19 protein-coding genes are annotated in these 22,494 nt (G+C 44.6%); 17 read left to right on the forward strand and 2 right to left on the reverse strand.

Annotation, left to right across the window (positions count from 1 at the left end):
- Nucleotides 1–52: 52 nt before the first annotated feature.
- The 10 genes from NEE14_RS01780 (at nt 53) to NEE14_RS01825 (ending at nt 16,269) form a co-directional block, all read left to right on the forward strand.
- Nucleotides 53–379 carry a hypothetical protein gene (locus NEE14_RS01780; RefSeq protein WP_251967715.1) on the forward strand — a complete coding sequence of 109 codons (327 nt, stop codon included), beginning with the start codon at nt 53–55 and terminating at the stop codon, nt 377–379.
- A 23-nt stretch (nt 380–402) separates the two neighbouring features.
- Nucleotides 403–1,086 carry an OmpA family protein gene (locus tag NEE14_RS01785; protein ID WP_251967716.1) on the forward strand — a complete coding sequence of 228 codons (684 nt, stop codon included), beginning with the start codon at nt 403–405 and terminating at the stop codon, nt 1,084–1,086.
- Nucleotides 1,087–1,297: 211 nt separating this feature from the next.
- Nucleotides 1,298–1,753, forward strand: a complete 456-nt coding sequence (locus tag NEE14_RS01790) for a DUF4268 domain-containing protein (RefSeq protein WP_251967717.1) — start codon at nt 1,298–1,300, stop codon at nt 1,751–1,753.
- Nucleotides 1,754–1,764: 11 nt separating this feature from the next.
- Nucleotides 1,765–4,302, forward strand: coding sequence for a M1 family metallopeptidase (locus tag NEE14_RS01795; RefSeq protein WP_251967718.1), 2,538 nt, complete (start codon nt 1,765–1,767; stop codon nt 4,300–4,302).
- Between the two features lie 11 nt (nt 4,303–4,313).
- Nucleotides 4,314–5,621, forward strand: coding sequence for a DEAD/DEAH box helicase (locus tag NEE14_RS01800; RefSeq protein ID WP_251967719.1), 1,308 nt, complete (start codon nt 4,314–4,316; stop codon nt 5,619–5,621).
- A gap of 1 nt (nt 5,622) precedes the next feature.
- Nucleotides 5,623–6,885, forward strand: a complete 1,263-nt coding sequence (locus tag NEE14_RS01805) for an amidohydrolase (RefSeq protein WP_251967720.1) — start codon at nt 5,623–5,625, stop codon at nt 6,883–6,885.
- A gap of 12 nt (nt 6,886–6,897) precedes the next feature.
- Complete coding sequence (locus NEE14_RS01810) at nt 6,898–7,719, forward strand: purine nucleoside phosphorylase I, inosine and guanosine-specific (protein WP_251967721.1); 822 nt, start codon at nt 6,898–6,900, stop codon at nt 7,717–7,719.
- A 115-nt stretch (nt 7,720–7,834) separates the two neighbouring features.
- Nucleotides 7,835–13,369, forward strand: coding sequence for an alpha-2-macroglobulin family protein (locus NEE14_RS01815; protein ID WP_251967722.1), 5,535 nt, complete (start codon nt 7,835–7,837; stop codon nt 13,367–13,369).
- A gap of 139 nt (nt 13,370–13,508) precedes the next feature.
- Nucleotides 13,509–13,865 (forward strand): hypothetical protein, encoded by a 357-nt coding sequence (locus tag NEE14_RS01820; protein ID WP_251967723.1) that lies wholly within the window; start codon nt 13,509–13,511, stop codon nt 13,863–13,865.
- A gap of 100 nt (nt 13,866–13,965) precedes the next feature.
- Nucleotides 13,966–16,269 (forward strand): TonB-dependent receptor, encoded by a 2,304-nt coding sequence (locus tag NEE14_RS01825; RefSeq protein ID WP_251967724.1) that lies wholly within the window; start codon nt 13,966–13,968, stop codon nt 16,267–16,269.
- Nucleotides 16,270–16,397: 128 nt separating this feature from the next.
- Here NEE14_RS01825 and NEE14_RS01830 read toward each other — a convergent pair whose 3' ends face one another.
- A complete protein-coding gene (locus tag NEE14_RS01830; RefSeq protein ID WP_251967725.1) occupies nt 16,398–16,853 on the reverse strand; it encodes an ester cyclase in 456 nt (151 codons plus the stop codon).
- 334 nt (nt 16,854–17,187) lie between these two features.
- Here NEE14_RS01830 and NEE14_RS01835 point away from each other — a divergent pair, with 334 nt between their 5' ends.
- A complete protein-coding gene (locus NEE14_RS01835; RefSeq protein WP_243323179.1) occupies nt 17,188–17,565 on the forward strand; it encodes a winged helix-turn-helix transcriptional regulator in 378 nt (125 codons plus the stop codon).
- Nucleotides 17,566–17,710: 145 nt separating this feature from the next.
- Here the strand turns inward: NEE14_RS01835 and NEE14_RS01840 are convergent, their stop codons facing one another.
- Nucleotides 17,711–18,139 (reverse strand): HU family DNA-binding protein, encoded by a 429-nt coding sequence (locus tag NEE14_RS01840; protein ID WP_338578764.1) that lies wholly within the window; start codon nt 18,137–18,139, stop codon nt 17,711–17,713.
- Nucleotides 18,140–18,648: 509 nt separating this feature from the next.
- Here NEE14_RS01840 and NEE14_RS01845 point away from each other — a divergent pair.
- The 6 genes from NEE14_RS01845 to NEE14_RS01870 all read left to right on the forward strand — a co-directional run bounded on the left by NEE14_RS01845 (nt 18,649) and on the right by NEE14_RS01870 (nt 22,410).
- Nucleotides 18,649–19,377, forward strand: coding sequence for a hypothetical protein (locus tag NEE14_RS01845; RefSeq protein ID WP_338578765.1), 729 nt, complete (start codon nt 18,649–18,651; stop codon nt 19,375–19,377).
- Nucleotides 19,378–19,687: 310 nt separating this feature from the next.
- Nucleotides 19,688–20,137, forward strand: coding sequence for a hypothetical protein (locus tag NEE14_RS01850; RefSeq protein ID WP_251968795.1), 450 nt, complete (start codon nt 19,688–19,690; stop codon nt 20,135–20,137).
- Nucleotides 20,138–20,410, forward strand: a complete 273-nt coding sequence (locus NEE14_RS01855) for a hypothetical protein (RefSeq protein ID WP_251968794.1) — start codon at nt 20,138–20,140, stop codon at nt 20,408–20,410. It abuts the gene before it with no gap.
- A complete protein-coding gene (locus tag NEE14_RS01860; protein WP_251968798.1) occupies nt 20,385–20,717 on the forward strand; it encodes an endonuclease domain-containing protein in 333 nt (110 codons plus the stop codon). Before NEE14_RS01855 ends, NEE14_RS01860 begins: the two co-directional genes overlap by 26 nt.
- A 38-nt stretch (nt 20,718–20,755) precedes the next feature.
- Complete coding sequence (locus NEE14_RS01865) at nt 20,756–21,718, forward strand: DUF4373 domain-containing protein (RefSeq protein ID WP_338578768.1); 963 nt, start codon at nt 20,756–20,758, stop codon at nt 21,716–21,718.
- The gene (locus NEE14_RS01870) at nt 21,715–22,410 is read left to right on the forward strand and encodes a hypothetical protein (RefSeq protein WP_338578769.1); all 696 of its coding nucleotides are present in this window, start codon (nt 21,715–21,717) and stop codon (nt 22,408–22,410) included. Before NEE14_RS01865 ends, NEE14_RS01870 begins: the two co-directional genes overlap by 4 nt.
- Nucleotides 22,411–22,494: the final 84 nt, after the last annotated feature.

Here is a 22,494-nt window from a genome sequence, read left to right on the forward strand (position 1 = left end):
ATGAAAATAAATACTATATTTGTCAATAGTTTAATCATTAAAGCTTTAAATTATGGGCGAGAATAAAGATTTTATCTATGACGAGGATGAATCCGTGAAATTTATACAGAATTATTTACCTCAGGAGTTAAAAGGCAAATTCAGCAATGATGATATAAATTATATTGTTGATGTGATTTATGAATACTACGAAAGTAAAGGCTGTATGGATGAAGATATTGATGATGATACAGAAATAGAAATCGATGAAGACGAACTGACGGCCTTTGTTGTCAAGAATGCGCTGAAAGATGGTGTAGGAAAGTTTACTCCAGAAGAAATCACCTTTATTGTGCAGGGAGAAATGGCCTATTGCGAGTCATTAGATATGTTTGAATAATAACTAATAAAAAACGGAACAAGATGAAAAGTGTGAAAGTGTTGTCAGCATTGCTTCTTTCTTTTGCATTGATTTTTTCAAGTTGTGGCACTTGGAATAATACGCAGAAAGGAGCTGCCATAGGTGTTGGTGGTGGAGCTGCCGTTGGTGCAGGTGTTGGTGCGTTGGCTGGTAATACGGCATTAGGCACAGTTATCGGTGCTGCAGTTGGTGGTACTGCCGGTGCCTTGATAGGAAAGAAAATGGATAAGCAGAAGAAGGAACTCGAAGCTACTTTGCCTGAGGAAACAACCGTAGAAACAATTAATGAAGGAGAAGCCTTGAAGGTGACATTCGATTCGGGTATTCTGTTTGCAACTAATTCAAGTACTTTGAGCGATGCTTCAAAGAGTGCATTGCGTAATCTGGCGACCAGTTTGAATCAGAATCCGGATACGGATATTAAGATTGTCGGCCATACGGATAATACAGGTAATGTTGATTATAATCAAACCTTGTCAGAAAAAAGAGCAAAAAGTGTGTTTGATTATTTGATGGTTGATCAAGGTGTCAGCAGTAAGCGCATGACGTATGAAGGAAAAGGTATTCACGAGCCGGTGGCTGATAATTCAACCGTCGAAGGCCGTGCGTTGAACCGTCGTGTTGAAATTCTGATTTTGCCAAGTCAGCAGATGATAGAGGATGCACAAAATGGTACTTTGAAATAATCTTGATTATATAGTGAATCTCCGATCCGCCTCTGTTTGTTTCTCGGTTTATGAAACGGGAGAAAGGGGCAGATCGGAGGTTTTTGTGTAAAGAAAAAGGAAATATTTAAAAGATAAAAACATTTGGAATCATATACCGGTTACTTTTATAAGACCTGGTAGTTCCTGTTGAGAAAGTATCAGGTATTTCATCGGAAAGAAAAGCAAATGCATGTACAGTAAAGATGAACTAAAAAGTTTAAAGAAAGAGTTTTGGGAAAGTTTTGCTTCCTATTGTGAAGTTCAGCCTTATTTACGCCGGCGTCGTAAGATGTGGGTTTTATATAATACAAAAGTAAAAGGGGTTGAGTTGAAGTTTGATGCAACTCGGGATGGTGCTTTTGTCATATTGGAAGTTAACCATCGGCAGGAAGATCAGCGCCTGGAAATGTATGAGAAATTGACATGGTATAGAGATAATTTGGAAAAGGATTTTCCAGAAGGTCTGATTTGGGATATATGTTTTGTTCGTGAAACCGGTCAACAGGTTGCTCGTATCTATACCAAAAAGACGGGTATAGATTTTCACAGACGTGAAGATTGGGGCGATTTTTTCTCATTTATGGCTAAACAAATGTATTTGTTGGAACGTAATTTCATGAAGATTGCAGAATATATACGTGAATAGGAGATGGTGGCATGAGATGGATAGGAAATATATTTTTGGCGCTTATAATGATGTCGTGCCAATCAGGTGACGATGTCTTGAATGTATTGGCTAAATCGGGAGTGAGTAAAGAGCTGGCAGTGTTCCGATCAGAAAAATATTTGAATGTTTCATATAATTTGTCGTTTCATATACCTGAAAATAAGAAGGAACCTGTTACGGGAGTGGCCAATATTTTATGGGATCAAGGAGAAAAGTTACCTTTGATTATTGACTTTCGTGGCGATTCTTCCCAAATCATTTCCGTGATGCTAAATCGGGAACCTGTTGATTACAGTGTAAAGAACGAACATATCATTGTGCCCTCATCCAGTTCCTGGTCCGGGAAAAATATGGTTTCGATAGTATTTCGTTCCTCTGATCAGTCGTTAAACCGAAGAGATGATTTTTTATATACATTGCTGGTTCCTGATCGTGCGCGGACATTATTCCCTTGTTTCGACCAACCTGATATTAAAGCACATTATTCGTTGGAATTAACTGTTCCTGAATCATGGAGAGCTGTTGCCAATGGTAAAATTGAAAAGATAGATTCGTTGTCTCACCCGGGGAAACATATCATAACATTTCAGGAAACTGAGCCGTTGCCTACCTATTTATTCTCATTTGTTGCCGGGAAGCTTGAGAAAGAAACTTTCTCAAGAGGAAATCGGGATATCTCAATTTATCATAGGGAAACTGATCCTGCCCGTCAGAAGCAATGTCCGGAGATAGCCCGTCAAGTATTGGATGCATTAGACTGGATGGAAGCGTATACAGGTGTTCCTTATCCGTTTGCCAAATATGATCTGGTCATTCTTCCGGGATTCCAGTATGGCGGCATGGAACATACGGGAGCAACTTTATATAATGATCAAAGCATGTTCCTGAATGAGGAGCCAACATTAGATGAACAATTGAGGCGGAGTACTTTGATTGCCCACGAAACGGCCCATATGTGGTTTGGTGATTATGTTACGATGCAATGGTTTAATGATGTCTGGACGAAAGAAGTCTTTGCCAATTATTTTGCCGCAAGGATGGTAGAACCTGTTTATCCAACCATAAATCATCGGTTAAATTTTATTCGTAGTTATATACCGGCAGCTTATGCGGAAGACCGGACTGACGGAGCAACTCCAATTCAACAAGATTTGGATAATTTGAGAAATGCAGGTCTGGTATATAGTAATATTGTATATGATAAATCTCCGGTAGTTCTGGAAATGCTGATTCAGCGGATGGGAGCTGACGCTTTCCAGAAAGGAATTCATGACTATTTGATGACTTATGGTTATGCTAATGCAACTTGGGATCAGTTAATTGCCATATTAAGCAAATACACTGAACGGGACCTGATTCATTGGAGTCAGGTCTGGGTGAAAGAACCGGGAATGCCAGTCTTGCAAGCTTATGTAAGTGGTGACAGTCTGCATGTGGAAGAATCAGATCCAAGGGATAGGGGATTTGTTTGGCCCCAGCAGTTGAAGTATCGCATCTGTGAAGAAGGTACAACAGAAGATGTGATGGTGGAAATAGGAGATACAGATCGCATTCAGTCGGTTAAGTTAACGCATACATATGAAAAGCCGTCGATTCTGCCGAATATTGACGGGCGGGGATATGGTTATTTCCGTCTTGGAAGCACAGATAGCGAAGCAGCATTTGCCAGTTTAGATACAACAAATGATGATGTACTGAAAGGTTCTTTGCTTATTACCTTATATGAAAATTTACAGCAAGGAACTTTGGATGCAGATTATTTTCTGAAATCTTTGTTGACTTATCTTAAACAGGAAAAGAATGATTTGTTGTATTCTTCAGCATTAGGATATGTAGGAAATGCGGCACATTTTCTTTCAGAGACTCCTTCTTGGCTCGAAACCGGTTTATGGCAACTGGTAGCTGAAGGGAAAACTCAGGGACGTCGCTTACAGGCTTTCCGCCAATATATGAATCTGGCAGAATCAAAGGAGGCGACAGACCGTCTGTATCTTTTATGGAAGAACAAAGATAAAAGAGCCGGTTTACCTTTAAGCGAACGGGATGAAATCAACCTGTCATATCAGCTGGCAATCCGTTTGCCAGAAAAGGCGGATGAAATTGTGGAAGAGCAATTAAAGCGTATCTCAAATCCGGACAGACAGACAGAATACCGTTTTATCTCTCCGTCGGTTTCACCCCGGAAGGAAGTTCGTGACAGTGTATTTGACGCATTGCTTATAGCTGATAACCGTCGGATTGAGCCGTGGGCTTCTGCTGCCTTGTCATTATTGAACCATCGGTTAAGAGAAAAAGAGTCGGTAGAATACATCCGTCCGGCTTTGGACGTCTTGCAAGAAGTACAACGGACAGGCGATATCTTTTTCCCGACGTCGTGGTTACGGTCTTTGTTAGGTGCCCATTCATCCCTTCAGGCCCGGGATGAGGTTGAAGCCTTTTATGCGGAATATCCGGATTATCCTGAGATGTTGTTGAATAAAGTACGTCAGCAGGCAGATCATTTATATAGACAACACCCAAATGAATAAAGAGATATTATATGTCAGATCAAGATAAGATATCAGAAGCTCTTCAGAGGTTAGGCATTGCATCGCTGAACGATATGCAACGGTCGGTGTTGGAGGCTGGTACAAAAAAAGACTTGGTTTTGCTCAGTCCGACCGGATCGGGTAAGACCTTGGCCTTTTTGCTGCCATTATTACCGATATTAACACCAGAAGAGAAAACGCAAGTGATGGTGATTGCTCCTTCTCGGGAGCTGGCCTTACAGATAGAATCTGTGTTCCGTTCGTTGGGAACAGGATTAAAAGTAACCTGCTGTTATGGCGGGCATCCTTTCCAGGTAGAGAAACGGAGTCTGGAGCATCCGCCTGTATTATTAGTAGGAACACCGGGACGTATTCTGGATCATATAGAGAAAGGAAATCTGTCTTTACAGTCGGTACACACGGTTATTTTGGATGAGTTCGACAAGTCGTTGGAGTTGAAGTTTGTTCCAGAGATGAAAAAGATCATGGCCCGTTTGCCACAGGTAAGACGTAAGGTTTTGACTTCGGCAACGGAAGCGATCGAAATACCGGAATTTATCCATTTGCATCAGCCGATACGGATTTCTTATCTGACTGCTACGAAATCATTGAAAGGTCTGAAATTATATCAGGTTCGGTCTCCTCAGAAGGACAAACTGATGTGTTTTTATGGACTGTTGGGAGAATTGGATGGAGAATCAGCTTTAGTATTCTGTAATCATCGGGAGTCTGTTGAGCGGGTAGGACAATTTCTGGCCCAAAAACAAGTAGACTGTGTCTGCTTCCATGGTGGAATGGAACAGGCAGACCGCGAACAGCAGTTGGCTCTTTTCCGTAATCGGACTGCCTCTGTCTTGATATCAACGGATTTGGCAGCCCGGGGATTGGATATCCCGGAAGTGAAGCATGTGATCCATTATCATCTGCCACTGAATGAAGAGGCTTTTGTGCATCGTAACGGGCGAACAGCGCGTATGCATGCCGAAGGTGCCGCTTATTTGTTATTGAATGAAGCTGAAACTGTGCCGGAATATGTTTCACCGGAACCGGAAGAGTTCTTTTTACCCGAAAAGCCTCGTCGGCCAAAGGCTTCTGAATGGACTACACTGACTATTCATCGGGGAAAACGGGATAAGTTAAGCAAGAAAGACATTGCCGGTTTCTTGTACCAGAAAGGACAGATTAACCGAGAAGACGTGGGTGTGATCGAAGTCTTTGAATCATGCGCATTGGTCGCTGTCAAGAAAAATTGTAAAAAGGAATTACTTTCCCGGATTCGGGAAGAGAAAATAAAGAATATCAAAGCTAAATTTTCATAAGATGATTCATCGGATATTGATTAAACAGGCAGAATTGAACCAACAAAAGGTTGACATTCTGATAGAAAAGAATCTGATCAGCCAAATTGGTAAAGACCTGGTTGCAGAGGATGCTGAAGTGATTGATGCGAAGGGCATGGCAGTTATTCCCGGATTAGTGAACGGACATACGCATGCTGCTATGACTCTGTTCAGAGGGTTTGCTGATGATATGAAGTTAATGCCTTGGCTGGAACAGAAAATTTGGCCCAACGAAGCGAAGATGACACGCGAGGACGTGTATTGGGGCGCCAAATTGGCTTGCTTAGAAATGATTAAGTCCGGGACAACTACGTTTCTGGACATGTATCAGAAATTCCGGGGAACAGCGGATGCCGTTGAAGAAATGGGAATCCGAGGATATTTATCGGCAGTTTGTTTTGACCGTTTTGATCCAGCGCTCACCGAGAAAGGCAAAAAAGAATGTGAGAAGTTATATTCGGTTGTAGATGAATATGGTTCGAGAATTCAGTATGCATTAGGTCCTCATGCAATTTATACGGTTTCAGGAGAGCTGCTGCAATGGATTCATTCATTTGCCAACGATCATAGATGTTTAATACATTTGCACTTGGCGGAAACAGAAGAAGAGGTGAACAATTCTATTCGTCAGTTTGGCTTTTCACCGGTTCGTTATCTGTATAAGCTTGGCGTATTATCACCGCGTTTGGTTATAGCGCATGGTGTATATGTTGATAAAGACGAAATCCGGATGCTGTCTGATTATGGAGTAAAGGTTATTCATAATCCGGCCTCAAATATGAAGTTGGCTTCGGGTATCTGCTTTCAGTTCGCTGAAATGAAAGAGGCCGGTGTAAAAGTAGGACTTGGTACGGACGGCTGTTCATCCAGCAATAATCTGGATATGATCGAAGCCATGAAACAGGCTGCTTTGTTGGGAAAAGCCTGGCGGAAAGATCCGGAAGTATTGACTGCGTCAGAAATGCTGGAGGCAGCTACTTGTACGGGAGCAGACATTTTAGGTCTGAAAGCTGGTCGGATTGAAGCGGGATATCTGGCAGATCTCTGTTTGATTGACTTGCAGAGTCCGGCATTTACCCCGAATTTCAACTTTGTTTCCAATTTGGTGTATGCAGCCAATGGAAGTTGTGTTGATACGGTTATCTGCAATGGTAAAGTATTGATGCGTCATAAGCAAGTACCGGGTGAAGCAGAAATATTGGAACAGGCCGCTCGGTGCGCCTATAATTTAGTAAAACGATAAGAAGATATAGATATGAAAGAAACAAGAGATTTGTATGCTGAAACAGCGTCTTTCTTAGCCGCTTGTATATCCGGCAAGCCGGAAACAGCTGTAATTTTAGGTAGTGGACTAGGTTCATTGGCTGATGCCATCGAAGAGCCTACAATAATTCCCTATCACCAGATTCCGCATTTTATGCGTTCAACAGCTTCGGGTCATAAAGGGAATTTTATCTGTGGCAAGTTAGGTGGTAAATCAATATTGGCCATGCAGGGACGTTTCCATTATTACGAAGGTTATACGATGGAACAAGTGACGTTTCCTATCCGCGTAATGAAACTTTTAGGTATCAAGAACCTCTTTGTCTCAAATGCGGCCGGAGGAATCAACACGAGTTTCAAGGTTGGTGATCTGATGATTATTCGTGATCATATCAATATGATGCCCAATCCGTTAATTGGTCCGAACAAAGAGGAATTTGGTACGCGTTTCCCTGACATGACACGGGCATACGACCGGGAGTTTATCCGTCTGATGGAAGAAATTGCCGCAGAGAAACAGATCGCATTAAAGAAAGGTGTTTATGTTGGTCTGACTGGTCCGTCGTATGAAACACCTGCCGAATATGCTTTCTATGGAAAAGCCGGTGGCGATGCTATTGGAATGAGTACGGTTCCTGAAGTCATCGTAGCGCGTCATTGTGGTATCCGGGTGTTTGGTATGTCGGTCATTACCAATGAAGGTTATCATTTTGCCGATGATTTTGTGAACGATGCTAATGATGTGATTGAGGCTGCCAATCGGGCTGCTGAACGAATGACAACTTTGTTCTCCGAACTAATTGCTCGTATCTGATCGTATTGAGGGTTCAATACATTTGTTTCCGGTAATCAATCGTGCAACAGCCCGGGCTGTGCTGTGAGAGAATATCTTTACATACATTTTTTATATAATAAAAGAGAGAACTGCCATGAATCGATATTTGTTTTGTCTGCTTACTTTGTTAAGCTATCTGAGTCTGATAAGTTGTTCTTTTTCCGATTCAACAAAGGAAACAATAACTTTTAACCCGTATGTGGAGGCGTTTACTTCCGGCTTGGTGTCACGGTATGTGACACCAACATTGGTTCTGCAGGAGGAAATTCCGGCAGAGATGCAAGCCGAGGGCAAATGGAAAGAACATGTACAGCTGAATCCTAAGGCTGAAGGCACGTTTGTACTGGAAGAAGGGCGGATTGTGAAGTTCAAACCCGCCGGCTGTCTGGAACGAGATACACGTTATACGTTGTCTGTCGATCTTGCGGCTTGGAAATCGATTCCGGAAAAGAAGTATCAGCATTTCTCCACTTCGTTTCATACAAAAGCCCTTGAGGTAAAGGCTTATCTTTCCTCTTTAGACATAAATCCTTCGAATAGCGGGAATTATAATCTGACTTACCTTGTCCTGACTTCCGATCGAGAATTGCCTGCTAACGTAGAACAATTAGTCGGTCCATCATCCGACCTGAAAGGTGTCTGGCAGCATGGATCAGACGGGAAGAAGCATGTTTTGACGCTTGAGAACATTGTGCCGGGAAGTGAAGATGTCTGCCTTTCCGTGTTGCCCAACAAATGGAATGTTGCAGAAAAAACGTTGGTTTGTACGTCTGTCCCGGCTAAAGATGACTTCTCGGTGTTTGATATCCAGTATGTCCGGACTCCGGAACGATATGTGGAAGTGACTTTTACACAGGCGTTGAAGAAAGATCAGGTATTAGATGGTCTGGCTTATATCGAAGACAACGTTTCCAAACTGGTATCGGTAGAAGGAAATAAGTTGCGTTTATATCCGGATCAGAATCGGAACGGAGACTTAAAGGTTGTCTTAAAGAAAGAGATTCAAAGTACATCAGGTACTTTACTGGCGAAAGATGAGACAAGGGAAATCCGGGAAAACGACGGATGTCCGGATGTCCGGTTCATGGGTGATGGCGTGATCATTCCGCAGTCCGACAAGTTGCATGTTCCTTTCCAGGCAATAGCGCTGAAAGGGGTAGTTGTTAGAGTGGTGAAAATCGGAGAACAGAATATCGGACAATTTCTCCAGACGAATGAACTGGATGGCACGGCTGAACTGATGCGTTTGGGCCGGCTGATTACCCGTCAGGTCATCTTCTTCGACGAGCATAATTACGATCTGACGCGTTGGAACACATTTGCCCTTGATCTGAAGCAACTCATTGATCCGGAACCGGGAGCTATCTATCGGGTTATTTTATCGTTCGATGAAAGTCTTTCAGCGTATGATTGTCCTCAGTTGGAAACCAAGACGAAAGAACAGATTCTGGCTGAAAACGAGATGGCTTTTCGGGAAGAGTTGAATCAGTTTGATGCCGGTGGCTGGTATTATCAGGAAAGTCTGAATACAGATTGGAATACGTATAAGTATGCCGAGCGGAATGATCCGTGTTCTCCTTCCTATTATTTCAATCGTTCTGCCGGAAAGAATATATTGGTCTCTAACATCGGACTGATGGCGATGGCTGGAACTGACGGAAAGATGGTTGTGCTGGCACATCATCTGCAAACAACGGAACCGATGAGTGGTGTGCAGATCGGAGCCTATAACTATCAGAAAGAATTATTGGCTGAAGGGACTACGGATAATGACGGACGTGTGGTCTTTGATTGCCGAAAAGCCGGTGGACGTCCTTACTATCTGTTGGCTTCAGAAGGTAAACAGCGCTCCTATCTAAGAGTGAATGAAGGTTCTAATCTCTCTTTGAGCTCATTTGATGTGGATGGAGAAGTTGTACAGAAAGGAATCAAAGGTTTCATTTATGGAGAAAGAGGTGTTTGGCGTCCGGGCGATACCATTCATGTCGGATTCATGTTGTTCGACCGAAGCAAGATGTTACCGGCCCATCATCCGGTGAAGCTATCGTTATTTAATCCGCTGGGGCAACTGTATCAGCAGAAAGTCAGTACACAAGGAAGTGACGGGTTGTATGTTTTCCATATTCCGACTGAAGCATCGGTTCCAACGGGCGCCTGGAATGTAAAAGTTGAAGTAGGAGGCGTGTCGTTTGATAAGCGACTTCGGGTGGAAAGCATCAAACCGAATCGCCTGAAAATCCGGTTGGATGTTCCGGATTTATTGCTTCGGGAACAGGAGGTTTCTATTCCGTTGCATGCCGAATGGTTACAAGGGGCAAAAGCACGTAACTTGAAATATGATGTGAAAGGGACATTCGTTTCTACCGGAACTTCATTCAAGAATTATCCGGATTATACGTTTGATAATCCGACGGTGTCATTTAATAGTGAAGAAAGTCAGCTGATTTCCGGAACTACAAATGGTGAAGGTGATGCTTCTGTGAGGATTCGGCTGAATGTGGGTGCAACAGCACCCGGAATGTTGTTGGGTAGTTTTACGACGAAAGTTTATGAAGAATCCGGCGATTTCAGTATCGATGCGGTTCGTTTGTTGTATTCTCCTTATCAGCGTTATGTCGGTATTCATTCTCCACAGACGGACCGGCAACCGTTAAGTACGGATCAGGATCATACCTTCCAGCTCGTATCTGTCGATTATAACGGTACGCCGATAGCTGGATCAGAATTGGATGTTTCCGTCTATAAATTGGATTGGTATTGGTGGTGGAGTGCCGACCAGAGTACATTGGCCAATTTTACCTCGAGCAGTTATTATAAACCGGTGAAACCGGAAAAGCTGACTACCGATGAAACCGGAAAAGCTTCCTTAGCCCTTTCGTTCGATGAGAAGAATTGGGGAACTTATCTCATCCAGGCAAAAGATCGGAAGAGCGGACATACAACTGGAGTGGTTAGTTATTTCGACTGGCCTAATGTGAATAGGGAGCGAGATTTTTCGACTACAGATGCGGCTTCCATATTGGAATTCAAGTTAGACAAGGACAGTTATGTTCCAGGTGAGGATATTCGGGTTACGATTCCTTCTTCTACCAGGAGCCGTGCTGTTGTCAGTGTACAGACCGGTTCAACCGTATTGCTGGTAAAAGAGTTTGAGTGTGAAGCGAATCAGACGACTTTTACCATTCGGGCAACTGAAGAGATGCAGCCGAATGCTTATCTGTTCGTTTCATTGTTACAACCGCATGGTGCAACGGTGAATGATATGCCTATCCGGATGTTCGGTGTCGTTCCGTTTACCGTAATTTCAGAAGAGAGTCATTTGCATCCTCAGCTGACAACGGCTAAAGAATGGAAACCGGAGAGTATGTGCCAGGTGACAGTCTCGGAACAGAAAGGCCGGGCGATGTCATATACCTTAGCAGTTGTAGATGAAGGTTTGTTGGATTTGACCCGTTTCCAGACGCCCGATCCGTGGAAGACTTTCTATGCTCGCGAAGCTTTAGGTGTAGAGACCTGGGATTTGTATAATTATGTTCTGGGTGCTTATGGCGGACGAATCGAACAATTGTTCAGTATTGGTGGTGATGATGCCTTGAACAAGGGACCGAAAGCTGTCGTGAACCGCTTTGCTCCGGTTGTTAAGTTCATAGGTCCATTCCAATTGAAGAAAGGCAAACGGAAAACGCATCAGATTGATATTCCTAATTACAATGGTCGTGTTCGGGTGATGGTGGTTGCTACGAACGGTGCCTCATTTGGTCATACGGAACAAAGTATCATGGTCCGTAAGCCGGTTATGTTATTAGGTACGTTACCACGGGTTGTGGGAACGAATGAAGAAATCGTCATTCCGGCTACGGTTTTTGCTACGGAAGATAACGTCGGAGACGTAACGGTATCACTGCAATGTTCTGCTGCTGTCGAAATAGTGGGTAATACCACGCAAACGCTTCATTTCACGAAGAAAGATGACAAAACGGTTTCTTTCCGGATCAAAGTGAAGAATCCGGTAGACAAGATCCGGGTTACCATGCAGGCGGAAGGGAAAGGCGAAATATCAACTTATGCTGCTGATTTAGCGGTACGGACGGTTACTACGGTACAAAGAAAAGGCTGGGAGGCCGTTATTAAGCCGGGTGAAACCTGGAAGCAGCCGGTTCAGCTAAGCGGAATGAATGGAAGCAACCGCCTGTTGTTGGATGTCTCGTCTATTCAGCCTCTCAATTTATCTGCCCGGTTAAGCGAGCTGACAGACTATCCGCATGCTTGTCTGGAACAACTGGTTTCAAAAGCGTTCCCGCAGTTGTATCTGTCGGATGTATCGGAACAGACAGCCGATCAGGTAATGGGAGCCGAACAGCAGGTGAAACAAATCATCAGCCGCTTGCGCTCGTATCAGTTGCCGACGGGCTCCTTTGCTTATTGGCCCGGACAGAGCAACTCGAATGCATGGGGAAGTATTTATGCCCTGCATTTCCTGTTGATGGCTGAAGGAAAAGGATATGCAGTTCCGGCTACCTTGAAGCTGCAGGCTTTGGCTGATTTGCAGAAGATGGCGTCGGGATGGAAACCGGTCGCAACGGGTTATCAGCAGGAAGCCGAGATGTTGACACAGGCTTATCGGCTGTATGTCTTGGCCTTGGCGAATAAAGCAGATATGGGAGCCATGAACCGCCTTCGTGCGCAGCAGCAATTGCCTGTCGCAGCTCAGTGGATGTTGTCGGCTTCGTATGCTGTGGTCGGACGCTCTGACGTAGCCAAGACCTTGTTGGAGAAGACAACTGAGAATTCGACATCTTCGCTGGTATATGATGAGACGTTTGGTTCGGCCTTCCGGAATGAAGCCATACGGCTGGTCGCTCTTTGCCTGGTGAAAGAGAATGAGGAAGCGACTACGCTGGTTACTCGTCTGGCCAAGAAACTTGCTTCGGATGATTGGCTGAGTACGCAGGAGACGGCTTTTGCTTTGGTGGCATTGGCGGGCTATTATCAGCAGTATCCTACGAAGACCGGAAGAATGCAGTTCACTTATCAGTATGCAGACCAGCAGGAAACGGTTCGGACAGAGAAGTCTGTCTGGTCAGACCGGTTGTTGGAGGGGGCGGATTCTTCTTCCTCCGATCTTGTGATCAAGAACGAAGGGGAAACGGCCTTGTATGTCCAGGCAGAATCGTTGGCCGAGATTCCGCAGCAGGATGTGAAAGAGTCGCAGCGTAAACTGAAGCTGTCTGTCACGTATCAGACAACCGATGGCCGGCCTTTGGATATCGCTTCCTTGGAACAGGGAACGAATTTCACTGCGCAGGTACTGATCCAGAACCCGACGGCTTTGCCTTTGCGGAATCTGGTATTGACAGAAATCTTCCCGTCGGGTTGGGAAATCCTGAATACACGCTTTATGCCGACGGTTGTTTCTTCAGCAGACAGCAATGTCAGTTATCAGGATATTCGTGATGATCGGGTATGCAGCTATGTCGATTATCTGGCTCCGGGCAGTCATGTGCTGGTTCGCGTGAACCTTTGTGCTGTATATCCGGGTAAATTCTATCTGCCGCCAGTGAGTTGCGAGGCGATGTACGACCGGCAGATTGCAGCGAATACGGCAAGTGGCATGGTGGAAGTGAAATAAACAGATGGATGATAGTCGGAAAGGCTTGGGGAACGATCTTCTTCAAGCCTTTTCTCGTTTTTGGAAGAAATACCCGAAGATAGGTATTGTCTTTTCTCTTGATTTCCGTAATTTTGCAGATCCAAAAAAGATTTGATCATTGAAAGCACGATTGCAGACATATCTCCGATGGATTCTCCCGATTATCTTCATCTTGTATTTGGGAGAAATCGTCTCATTCACACATGTTCATATTGTGAACGGTGTTACGATCGTGCACGCTCACCCTTCTCAAGACAAGGACGGACAGCATAAGCATTCTTTACAGGAATTGCAGCTGTTTCATGCTCTTTCTACGATTACTGTAGAAGACGGAGCCGTTACCGTTCTCTCTCTGTTCGATTTCATTCCTTCTTTCTTGCAGGAAATTGAATCGCAGGTTTTCGGGTTCTTGAGAAAGGTTTGTTTTATTCCTTATCATCTGCGGGCTCCTCCGGTTCTGATTTCATTCATTTAATCTAAAGGGCAGGATAGTTTTCCGGGCCCTGAATCATTATGGCTTCTTCTGTCGAAAGGAGAGGGCATCCCCAATTTATTATCCTAAAAGAATTGAAATCATGCAAAGAATATTTTTAGTATGGTTCAGCCTGTGCTGTATCCTGTTTGCTGCCAGAGCTGAACACGAGGGAGTGAATTTGAATCCGTCTGATGCCAATATCTTCGGACATGTTGTAGATAAAAAATCAGGAGAGCATATCTCTTATGTGAATATTTTCCTGGAAGGAACAACGATCGGAACGGTTACCGATGCTACCGGTCATTACTCGTTGACCAATCTGCCGGAAGGAGAATTTCAGCTGGTGCTGAAATCGATCGGGTATCAGACGGTCAAGAAAAAGGTGGTCCTCAAGAAGGGGAAAACCTTGGAGGTAAATTTTGAGGCAGAGGAAGATGCCGTTTCCCTAGATGGCGTCGTCGTGTCGGCCAACCGCAATGAGACAACACGCCGGATGGCTCCGTCGCTGGTGAATGTCTTGGATTCGAAAGTGTTTGAATCGTCCAACGCGGTGTCGTTGGCCGAAGGACTGAATTTCCAGCCGGGAGTGCGGGTGGAAAACAACTGTCAGAACTGCGGCTTCCAGCAGGTGCGTATCAACGGACTGGACGGACCGTATACGCAGATATTGGTAGACAGCCGTCCTATCTTCAGCGCATTAACCGGCGTGTATGGATTGGAACAGATTCCGGCCAATATGATCGAACGGGTGGAAGTGATGCGCGGTGGCGGCTCGGCCCTGTTCGGCTCGTCGGCCATTGCGGGAACCATCAATATTATTACCAAAGAGCCTTTACGTAATTCGGCCCAGGTGTCTCATTCGCTGACCATGGTTGGTGGAAGCAGTGCCGACAATAACACCACGGTGAATGCCTCGTTGGTAACCGACGATCAGAAAGCTGGTATTTATATCTTCGGTCAGAGCCGTATCCGTGATCCGTATGACCATGACGGCGACGGTTATTCGGAATTGGGAAAAATCCGTGCGAAGACCATCGGTTTCCGTTCGTACCTGAAGACAAGTAATTATTCGAAACTGACGTTGGAGTATCATGGTATCCATGAATTCCGCCGGGGCGGAAACTCGTTCAACAAGCCTCCTCACGAAGCGGATATTGCCGAGCAGACCGATCATGACATCAACGGTGGCGGATTGAAGTATGATTTGTTCTCGAAAGATTATAAGCATCGTTTCGGTGCCTATGCGTCGGCACAGCATACCAAGCGCGAGAGTTATTATGGAGCCGGAAAAGACCCGAATGCTTATGGCTCGACCACGGATATGACGGCTATCGTCGGCTCGCAATATAGCTATTCGTTCGACCGCTGCCTGTTCATGCCGGCCGAACTGACTACTGGATTGGAGTATAACTTCGACAATCTGCACGACTTGATGCTCGGTCACGACCGCGAGGTGAAGCAGACGACACATATCGAGAGTGTGTTCTTGCAGAATGAATGGAAGAACAAACGGTGGAGCTTCCTGATCGGTGGCCGTCTGGATAAGCACAACCTGATCAATCATGTCATCTTCAGTCCGCGGGCGAATGTGCGTTATAACCCGACCGACAATATCAATATCCGCCTGGCTTACTCAAGCGGTTTCCGGGCTCCGCAGGCATTCGATGAAGATTTGCATATCGAGGCGGTGGGCGGTACGGTTTCGAAGATTGAACTGTCCGACAATTTGAAGGAAGAGCGTTCCAACAGCCTGAGTGCGTCGGTCGATTACTACCATCGCTTCGGTCCGGTGCAGGTGAACTTCCTGGTGGAAGGATTCTATACCGACTTGAAGGATGTGTTTGATCTGAAGAAGACGGGCCTCGACGAGCATGGCGATATCGTGATGGTGCGTTATAATGCTTCCGGCGCACGGGTGATGGGATTGAACCTGGAAGGAAAGATGGCCTACTCGTGGATGCAGATTCAGGCAGGAGCTACCTGGCAGCGGAGCCGTTATAAGGAAGCCATGCAGTGGAGCGACGATGTGACTCCGCAGAAAAAGATGTACCGCACACCCGATTTGTATGGTTACCTGACATCCACCTTTACGCCGGTGAAGCGTCTGTCGCTTGCCCTGACGGGAACGTATACGGGCAGCATGCTGGTGCAGCATAATTTGCGGGAAGGATACAATATCCCGGATAAGGATGTGACGACGCCCGATTTCTTCGACCTGAACCTGAAGGTGGGCTATGATATTCCGTTGTTTAAGACCGTAACCCTGCAGGTGAATGCCGGCGTGAAGAATATCTTCAATGCCTATCAGAATGATTTCGACCAGGGCGAGAAACGCGATGCGGGTTATATATATGGTCCCGGCATGCCGCGGAGTTATTTCGTAGGCTGTAAGATTTCTTATTGAGAGAAAAGAAACGAGTAGTAATATAAGATGAATTCCGCTGAGCCTCATCGGTTTTTCCCCTGAGCAGTCAAGTTCCCGCTGAGGCTCACCGGAATTTTAGAAATACTCCATCACTTCGCGTATCCCGGTTATTGTTGAGGAGCGGGAGCCGGAATGGCACCGAGCTGTTGCAACATCGTGAAGATGTCGGGCAACCCGTGTTCCCGAATAATCTTGCCGTCTTTCAGCTGATAAATATTCATTGCTGTTACTTTGACAGCCTTTCCTGTTGCCGGTATTCCCATGAAAGGTTGTGTTTGTGTCCCGCTCATCGTAAAACGGATCATCACCTTGTCTCCTTCCGCAATGAATTCCTCCGCTTTCCATTGTACATCCGGCATGGCTCCACGCATCATGTCGAGAACGGCAATATAGCCATTGAATCCGTGCAGGGGCTCAGGAGAAGTCGGAGCATAAAATATTACGTCGGGCGAGATGATGGCTTCTCCGATACTCTTGTCGCCCGTATTGATGAAGCGAATAAACTGTTCCATTACCTGTTTGTTCGCGTCGGTTACTGATGGCATAGTCATTACTTTTGTCATTTTTCTTTGGTTATTTTACTGATTAAATGAAATTTCTTTGCGGAAAAAACTTTGCCGGCAGCTATTCTACTCCGGTCTGATTATATAGAGAGTTTCACCAAGTGCAACAGACCGTAAGAGGCAATGTTATTCACGCATATAATGCTGTAAAGTTAGCTTTAACAAAGCTATCCAACAATACGTTACATTTTTATCCCATAGTAACCTATTTCTCGCTTTTGTACAAAACCAGTCTGTTAGTGATATGTTAAGAAATATAATTTTTAGTAGGCTGTATTATATAACGGATATCATGACTAACTTTGCGATAAAAGTAACTTCTGATTTGTAAGAGATGCTAAGAAAGGAAGAGAGAAACTCAATCATTGAAATATGCCCGGTTCGTAATGTGATCGCACGTTTTGGCAATAAATGGGCCTTATTGGTAGTGTTGGTTTTAAGCGAACACGAAAAGGTTCGTTTTAGCGAATTATGCCGGTTGATACCGGATATTTCGTCACGTGTTTTGTCGGGTACATTAAAGACACTGGAAGCAGACGGTCTTGTTTCACGTACAACTTATCCTGTTGTTCCTCCGAAAGTCGAATACCAACTGACGGAAATGGGGCGCACGCTGGTTCCTCTTATTGTTCAGCTAACGGAGTGGGCACAGACCAATATGAAAAAGATAGTAGCACACCGGAAAGAGTTCGAAGCGGAAGATGAAGGATAATTCCGTCTTCCTCTCTTCCCTTTGGCACAAAATCAAGGGCTATGTCTGTTCTTTCATCAATCCATCCAAAAACAAATCTGTCTTCCCGGAAGCGACTGATGTGACAGCCTGACTTCGGGGAAGCCGGATCATTACAGGGCAGGGCTTACACGCCGCCGCCAGCATCTGCGCCCTCGTCTTTATCGACGGTGAAGCGGGCGAACTTGGCAACATCGCGCATCTCCTGCAAGCGTTTGCCCGGGTGGAACACCACTTTCGGCTTGCGGAGCATGGTCGCCGTGAATTCTTCGGGCGTCGACGCTCCGCTACTGCCCACAGCGATGCGGAAGTTACCTAAATCGCCGAACTGAACGATCTCGCTGTTCTTCAGGTGCGTTACCATGCCCCAGATCACACGGTCTAACACCGCCTTGATGTCGGCCGACGTCAGCGTACAGGTTTCAGCGATCTCGTCGCACAAATCATCGAAATTCACCCGGCGCGTGCTCACTGCCTGGGCATAATACAACTTTGCGCCTTCCAACGCGCCCTTACTCATGTCTTTTCGCTGCACTAAGGTATAAGAAATTGCCATAACTTTATCGGGACAAGTTTTTTACAGGTTCGGCAACCGCGCCTCTTCCTCTCTTGTCACACTACAAAGATACAACACCCGAAAACCGTACTGTTGACGTGTGTCGCCCAATGTCGCTCAGTGTCGCTCAATGTCGCCCAAAAGGATAAAAAAAGTATTTGGGCATTCATTTTTCCGACAGGATTCCTCCCCAATTTCCTGCCTACCTTTTCCCAAAAAGACGCCGGCTTTTTCTTAAAATACGCCGGGAAATGATCAAAAGACGCCGGATATTTCCTCTTCTTTCTTTACCTTATTTTATTTAATATATAAATAGGTAATTAACCAAATAAACATGGACTAAATAAATCGATATTAGGTTTAAAATACCATAAAACAGGAATAAATGGCTAATTAATATGCTATTTTATTTGTTAAAAAGAAAAGTATTAATTACATTTGTAATGTTGATTCATGAATAAACAAAGTGATTGTATTAATGTTTTTAGTAACAATTTTAAGTAATAAAGATGAAAACAAATAAAGAAAGCAATGCCTTGGCATTGCAACCTATGGAAAATTTACAGAGTGCCTTGAATCTGTCTGTTACGACAAACGCCGAACTAAAGAAACGGGGTGAAGAAATTTTGAATAGCGTAAATTTGAGCACCAAATCTGACGTGAAAGAAGTTGCGGTTGAGCTGTCTGAATTTGTGCAGGAGTGTAAAGACGAGGTAGTGCGGATGCGTTCGCTCAGAAAGCCTTATACTGATAGGCTACTGGCGTTGCAGAAAAAATTTACGTCGCTGGAGAGTGAGATCGATCCGCTTAAACCGGGCTCGATCGCTCATGCTTGCCAAAGCCGTCTGCGTGAATTGCTCCGCCAGGAATGGGAACGGAACAAACAGGTAAAAGAACAGTTGCAAACCAACTACGAACGCCAGCTGAAGCGGATTGACAAACGGAAGGTATCTGACGAGAAGAAAGAAGAAGCCCGTTTGAATGCCCGTAAAAAGCTGTTGGAAGAAGAACGTAAGTTGTCTGATATTCAGGTACAAAAACTCCCGGTACCGAACGATCCGTTAGGTTTTATCGAACTCTTCAAATTCTGGTGGGAACAAAAAGGCCAGTATTTGCCCCAGGAAGACATGGAGCGTTTCTTCAAACTCCCGCTCACCTTCGCACGCCAGCAGGCGCAAAAAGGGGTTTTTATTGATAGCCAATATGTTGAATATCAGGAAGAACCCTTCTTAAATTGAAAATTGAGAATTGAGAATTGAAAATTAATTTGGCACGGAATTCATCAATGGAAAATTGGCAATAGGAAATGACTGTAGAGGCGTAGCGTGCTGCGCCTCAAAACGGAATTTCGTAATAAAGTGGCAATCAACAAAATAACGAATGATTTTATTGCGTTTTTCGCCATTTTATCCCGTGGCATTGGGATGAGGCGCAGCAACGCTACGCCTCTACAGTCGCCCTCATTACTAATTCTCCATTATCAATTTTCAATTCTCAATTGGGGAAGTAGAAACTTTATATTATACAAACTTTAAAAATCAGATTATTATGAATACCGAGAAGAAATTCATGCTGATCTCAATACGAGATAACAAATTGAAAGTCAAGGTAGATCAGTACAACCCGGAAAATAATGACGCTTTTCAAAACACCTATATGAATGATGCGCCCATTCATGAAGAATTAGGTCTTGCCATGCAAAACTTGCTTTTCCATGTAGAGCAACTCACCCATAGTAAAATTCCCGGTTTATATGTCGACGGCTTCTACCGTCAGCCCAGCGGCAATTCGGAAATCATCAATATCTATGCCTGTTTCCGGACGGAAACCACGTGTCCGATCAATCTGGCGGTGCGTGTCAATACCGGCAAAGATTCGTATGAGTGGCTGGAGCGCCTGATGGAAGACTTGTCATTCTGCGAACGCGAAGCCCTGCTGTATATCACGAAAGGAAAGCGGTTTGAATCGGATTCGTTCATCACGGTACAGGCGAATTAAATGGACGACGAGGTGCGTGACCGGCTTTTGCCCGGTTGTCTGATAGAAACGGCGGCAGCCCGCTGTTTCTTCAACTTAGTGGACGGCGAACGAGGTTCGCGGACTTACCGATACGATTCCAAGCAAAGCGAATTTGGCTACTTTTATGAACCGTGGCAAGAACGATGGGTTGTTTTTGACAACCGCATGGGAGCACTTTTTGTCACCACGTGTAAAACAGTCGATGAAGCGACTAATTTATTAATAGATGGAGAAGAACTTTTCACCCCTTGAACGGGAAATCTATAACCTGACAGGTCTGGAAACCAAGCGCGAATACCGTTTTCACCCCACGCGCGAATGGCGTTTTGACTTTGCCATACCGGCAGCTCATGTAGCCATCGAAGTGGAAGGCGGTGTTTGGAACGGCGGGCGTCATTTCCGCCCGGAAGGTTATTTGCGGGATATGGAAAAGTATAACGAGGCAGCCGCTTGCGGCTGGCTTGTTATACGCACCATTCCGTCCGAATTATTGCGGGTAAAGACGATCCAGCAGATAGTCCGCGCTTGCAGAAAGAAATTGACTACCGTCAGTTTGTAATTATAATCAACTAATAATCAATAATAAAAAGAAAAAACATGGCACTCTCTATAAAGGGATTACAATATTTCCCTCTCGATGTAAACTTTTTTGAGAACAACAAAATAGCAATTATAATCAGCGATTACGGATTGGAAGCCACCGCAGTGGTTCTTAAACTGTTTTCCCAGATTTACAAATCCGGTTATTATATGGATTGGAACGAAAAGATAGGAAAAATATTCTCTGCCTCTTTCCACACTAAATATTCGTATGCAACCATAATGAATCTGGTCAATTCGTTGGTAGAAGAAGATATTTTCAATAAAAAAATGTATGAAGAGTATCACATTTTGACGTCTGAAAAAATTCAAAATTGCTACTTCTCAGCCACTGTTCGGCGGAAAAAACAGAAAATCTCGAATCCTGAATATTTGTTAATTGCAGACATGATACCGAGTTCAACTACCCCAAAAGAGCATTTGAACGACAATTCTGTCGACAAAAATCCAAAAATTGCATGCAATTTTGAACAAAGTATAGTAGATGAAAGTAAAGTAGATAAAAGTAAAGGAAAGGAAAGTATAAATAATCACACACACATCGCGCGCGAGAGCGAAAAAATTCGATCACTAAAAGCCGAATGGGATCAGTGGAAGATGGAAATGCTGAATGATGAAGATTGGTGCGCTACACTGGTTCGATACAGCGGAAAAGGTATCTTGATACTCCATAACGCTTATGAAATTATGAAATGCTTCGATGATTACATTATTTTGCGATCCAGCGAAAATACTATTCAGACAAAAAAAGATTACCAGTCCGGACTTTTTGGCTGGTGGCGATATAACAATTGGGAAACCGATTTGCAAATCCTGACCGGCGCAAAAGCCGCTATGATAGAAAACAAATGTTCCGCGCCGCGAACGGTACAAAAAACATCCAAAATAGAAGAAGCGATGGCTGTTGCCGAACGTGCTTCTGAAATGGCTTATCAATTAATGCAACAAAACCCGTTATGAATTTAGATATATTTACCAACAAGATGCGGATGGCGTTTCAAACGCCCCGCATTACTGATATTATGCCCAAAGATCTAACAGACTTTGCAAGTGCTCAGATTATACAATGTTACATCATAGTCGGTTACCTGACCTACGATGAAAAGGATATTAGTGTATTGGCAGCTAAACTTTGTTCGGATTTAAGAGAATCATATCCGTATTTGCATCGTGGCGAAATCGTTATCTGTTTCGAACTGGGCGCCAAAGGCGAGTACGGCGATTATACAGGCGTCAATCTGCGCACATTTTGCAAATGGCTGAAAGCCTACAAAACCAGCGACTTGCGTTATCAGATGATCAAGCAGATGGAGCAGGAAAAAGAAGTCAAAGCCTTGCCGGCGGTGAGCCGCGAATACAACGAGCAGAGCATGAACCGACTGATCATCAAGCGGTTTCACGAATACAAGAGCCGCCCGGACTTGGAAATCCCATTTGCCAGCATCTTGTATCAAGAACTGCAAAGCCGCGGTTTTATCCGCAACAGCCTGGAAGAAAAGCTCAGCGCGATGGCGCAGTTTTCCCGTTGGCGGCCACAAAACAACCTGCACGTCAGCGAAGATTACCGCCAGGCTATGATCAAACTCAAAGCCCAGGAATGGCTGTTGAAACAATATTTCAATTCATTGGCGCGCTTGCCGTTTGAAAGATAAGTCGGGAGCTGGTGCGGAGGTAGTTTATGGAGCGGTTTATGTAGTTATGCTTGCTTTCTTTGGCTTTATCGCATGAATGATACT

Source organism: Parabacteroides sp. AD58 (assembly GCF_023744375.2).
Classification (GTDB): Bacteria; Bacteroidota; Bacteroidia; order Bacteroidales; family Tannerellaceae; genus Parabacteroides; species Parabacteroides absconsus.

What these genes read in the sequence shown, in the direction of transcription:
- NEE14_RS01780 (WP_251967715.1), top strand. Translation starts at nt 53, where the DNA reads ATGGGCGAGAATAAAGATTTTATCTATGACGAGGATGAATCCGTGAAA.
- NEE14_RS01785 (WP_251967716.1), top strand. Translation starts at nt 403, where the DNA reads ATGAAAAGTGTGAAAGTGTTGTCAGCATTGCTTCTTTCTTTTGCATTG.
- NEE14_RS01790 (WP_251967717.1), top strand. Translation starts at nt 1,298, where the DNA reads ATGTACAGTAAAGATGAACTAAAAAGTTTAAAGAAAGAGTTTTGGGAA.
- NEE14_RS01795 (WP_251967718.1), top strand. Translation starts at nt 1,765, where the DNA reads ATGAGATGGATAGGAAATATATTTTTGGCGCTTATAATGATGTCGTGC.
- NEE14_RS01800 (WP_251967719.1), top strand. Translation starts at nt 4,314, where the DNA reads ATGTCAGATCAAGATAAGATATCAGAAGCTCTTCAGAGGTTAGGCATT.
- NEE14_RS01805 (WP_251967720.1), top strand. Translation starts at nt 5,623, where the DNA reads ATGATTCATCGGATATTGATTAAACAGGCAGAATTGAACCAACAAAAG.
- NEE14_RS01810 (WP_251967721.1), top strand. Translation starts at nt 6,898, where the DNA reads ATGAAAGAAACAAGAGATTTGTATGCTGAAACAGCGTCTTTCTTAGCC.
- NEE14_RS01815 (WP_251967722.1), top strand. Translation starts at nt 7,835, where the DNA reads ATGAATCGATATTTGTTTTGTCTGCTTACTTTGTTAAGCTATCTGAGT.
- NEE14_RS01825 (WP_251967724.1), top strand. Translation starts at nt 13,966, where the DNA reads ATGCAAAGAATATTTTTAGTATGGTTCAGCCTGTGCTGTATCCTGTTT.
- NEE14_RS01830 (WP_251967725.1), bottom strand. Translation starts at nt 16,853, where the DNA reads ATGACAAAAGTAATGACTATGCCATCAGTAACCGACGCGAACAAACAG.
- NEE14_RS01835 (WP_243323179.1), top strand. Translation starts at nt 17,188, where the DNA reads ATGCTAAGAAAGGAAGAGAGAAACTCAATCATTGAAATATGCCCGGTT.
- NEE14_RS01840 (WP_338578764.1), bottom strand. Translation starts at nt 18,139, where the DNA reads ATGGCAATTTCTTATACCTTAGTGCAGCGAAAAGACATGAGTAAGGGC.
- NEE14_RS01845 (WP_338578765.1), top strand. Translation starts at nt 18,649, where the DNA reads ATGAAAACAAATAAAGAAAGCAATGCCTTGGCATTGCAACCTATGGAA.
- NEE14_RS01850 (WP_251968795.1), top strand. Translation starts at nt 19,688, where the DNA reads ATGAATACCGAGAAGAAATTCATGCTGATCTCAATACGAGATAACAAA.
- NEE14_RS01855 (WP_251968794.1), top strand. Translation starts at nt 20,138, where the DNA reads ATGGACGACGAGGTGCGTGACCGGCTTTTGCCCGGTTGTCTGATAGAA.
- NEE14_RS01860 (WP_251968798.1), top strand. Translation starts at nt 20,385, where the DNA reads ATGGAGAAGAACTTTTCACCCCTTGAACGGGAAATCTATAACCTGACA.
- NEE14_RS01865 (WP_338578768.1), top strand. Translation starts at nt 20,756, where the DNA reads ATGGCACTCTCTATAAAGGGATTACAATATTTCCCTCTCGATGTAAAC.
- NEE14_RS01870 (WP_338578769.1), top strand. Translation starts at nt 21,715, where the DNA reads ATGAATTTAGATATATTTACCAACAAGATGCGGATGGCGTTTCAAACG.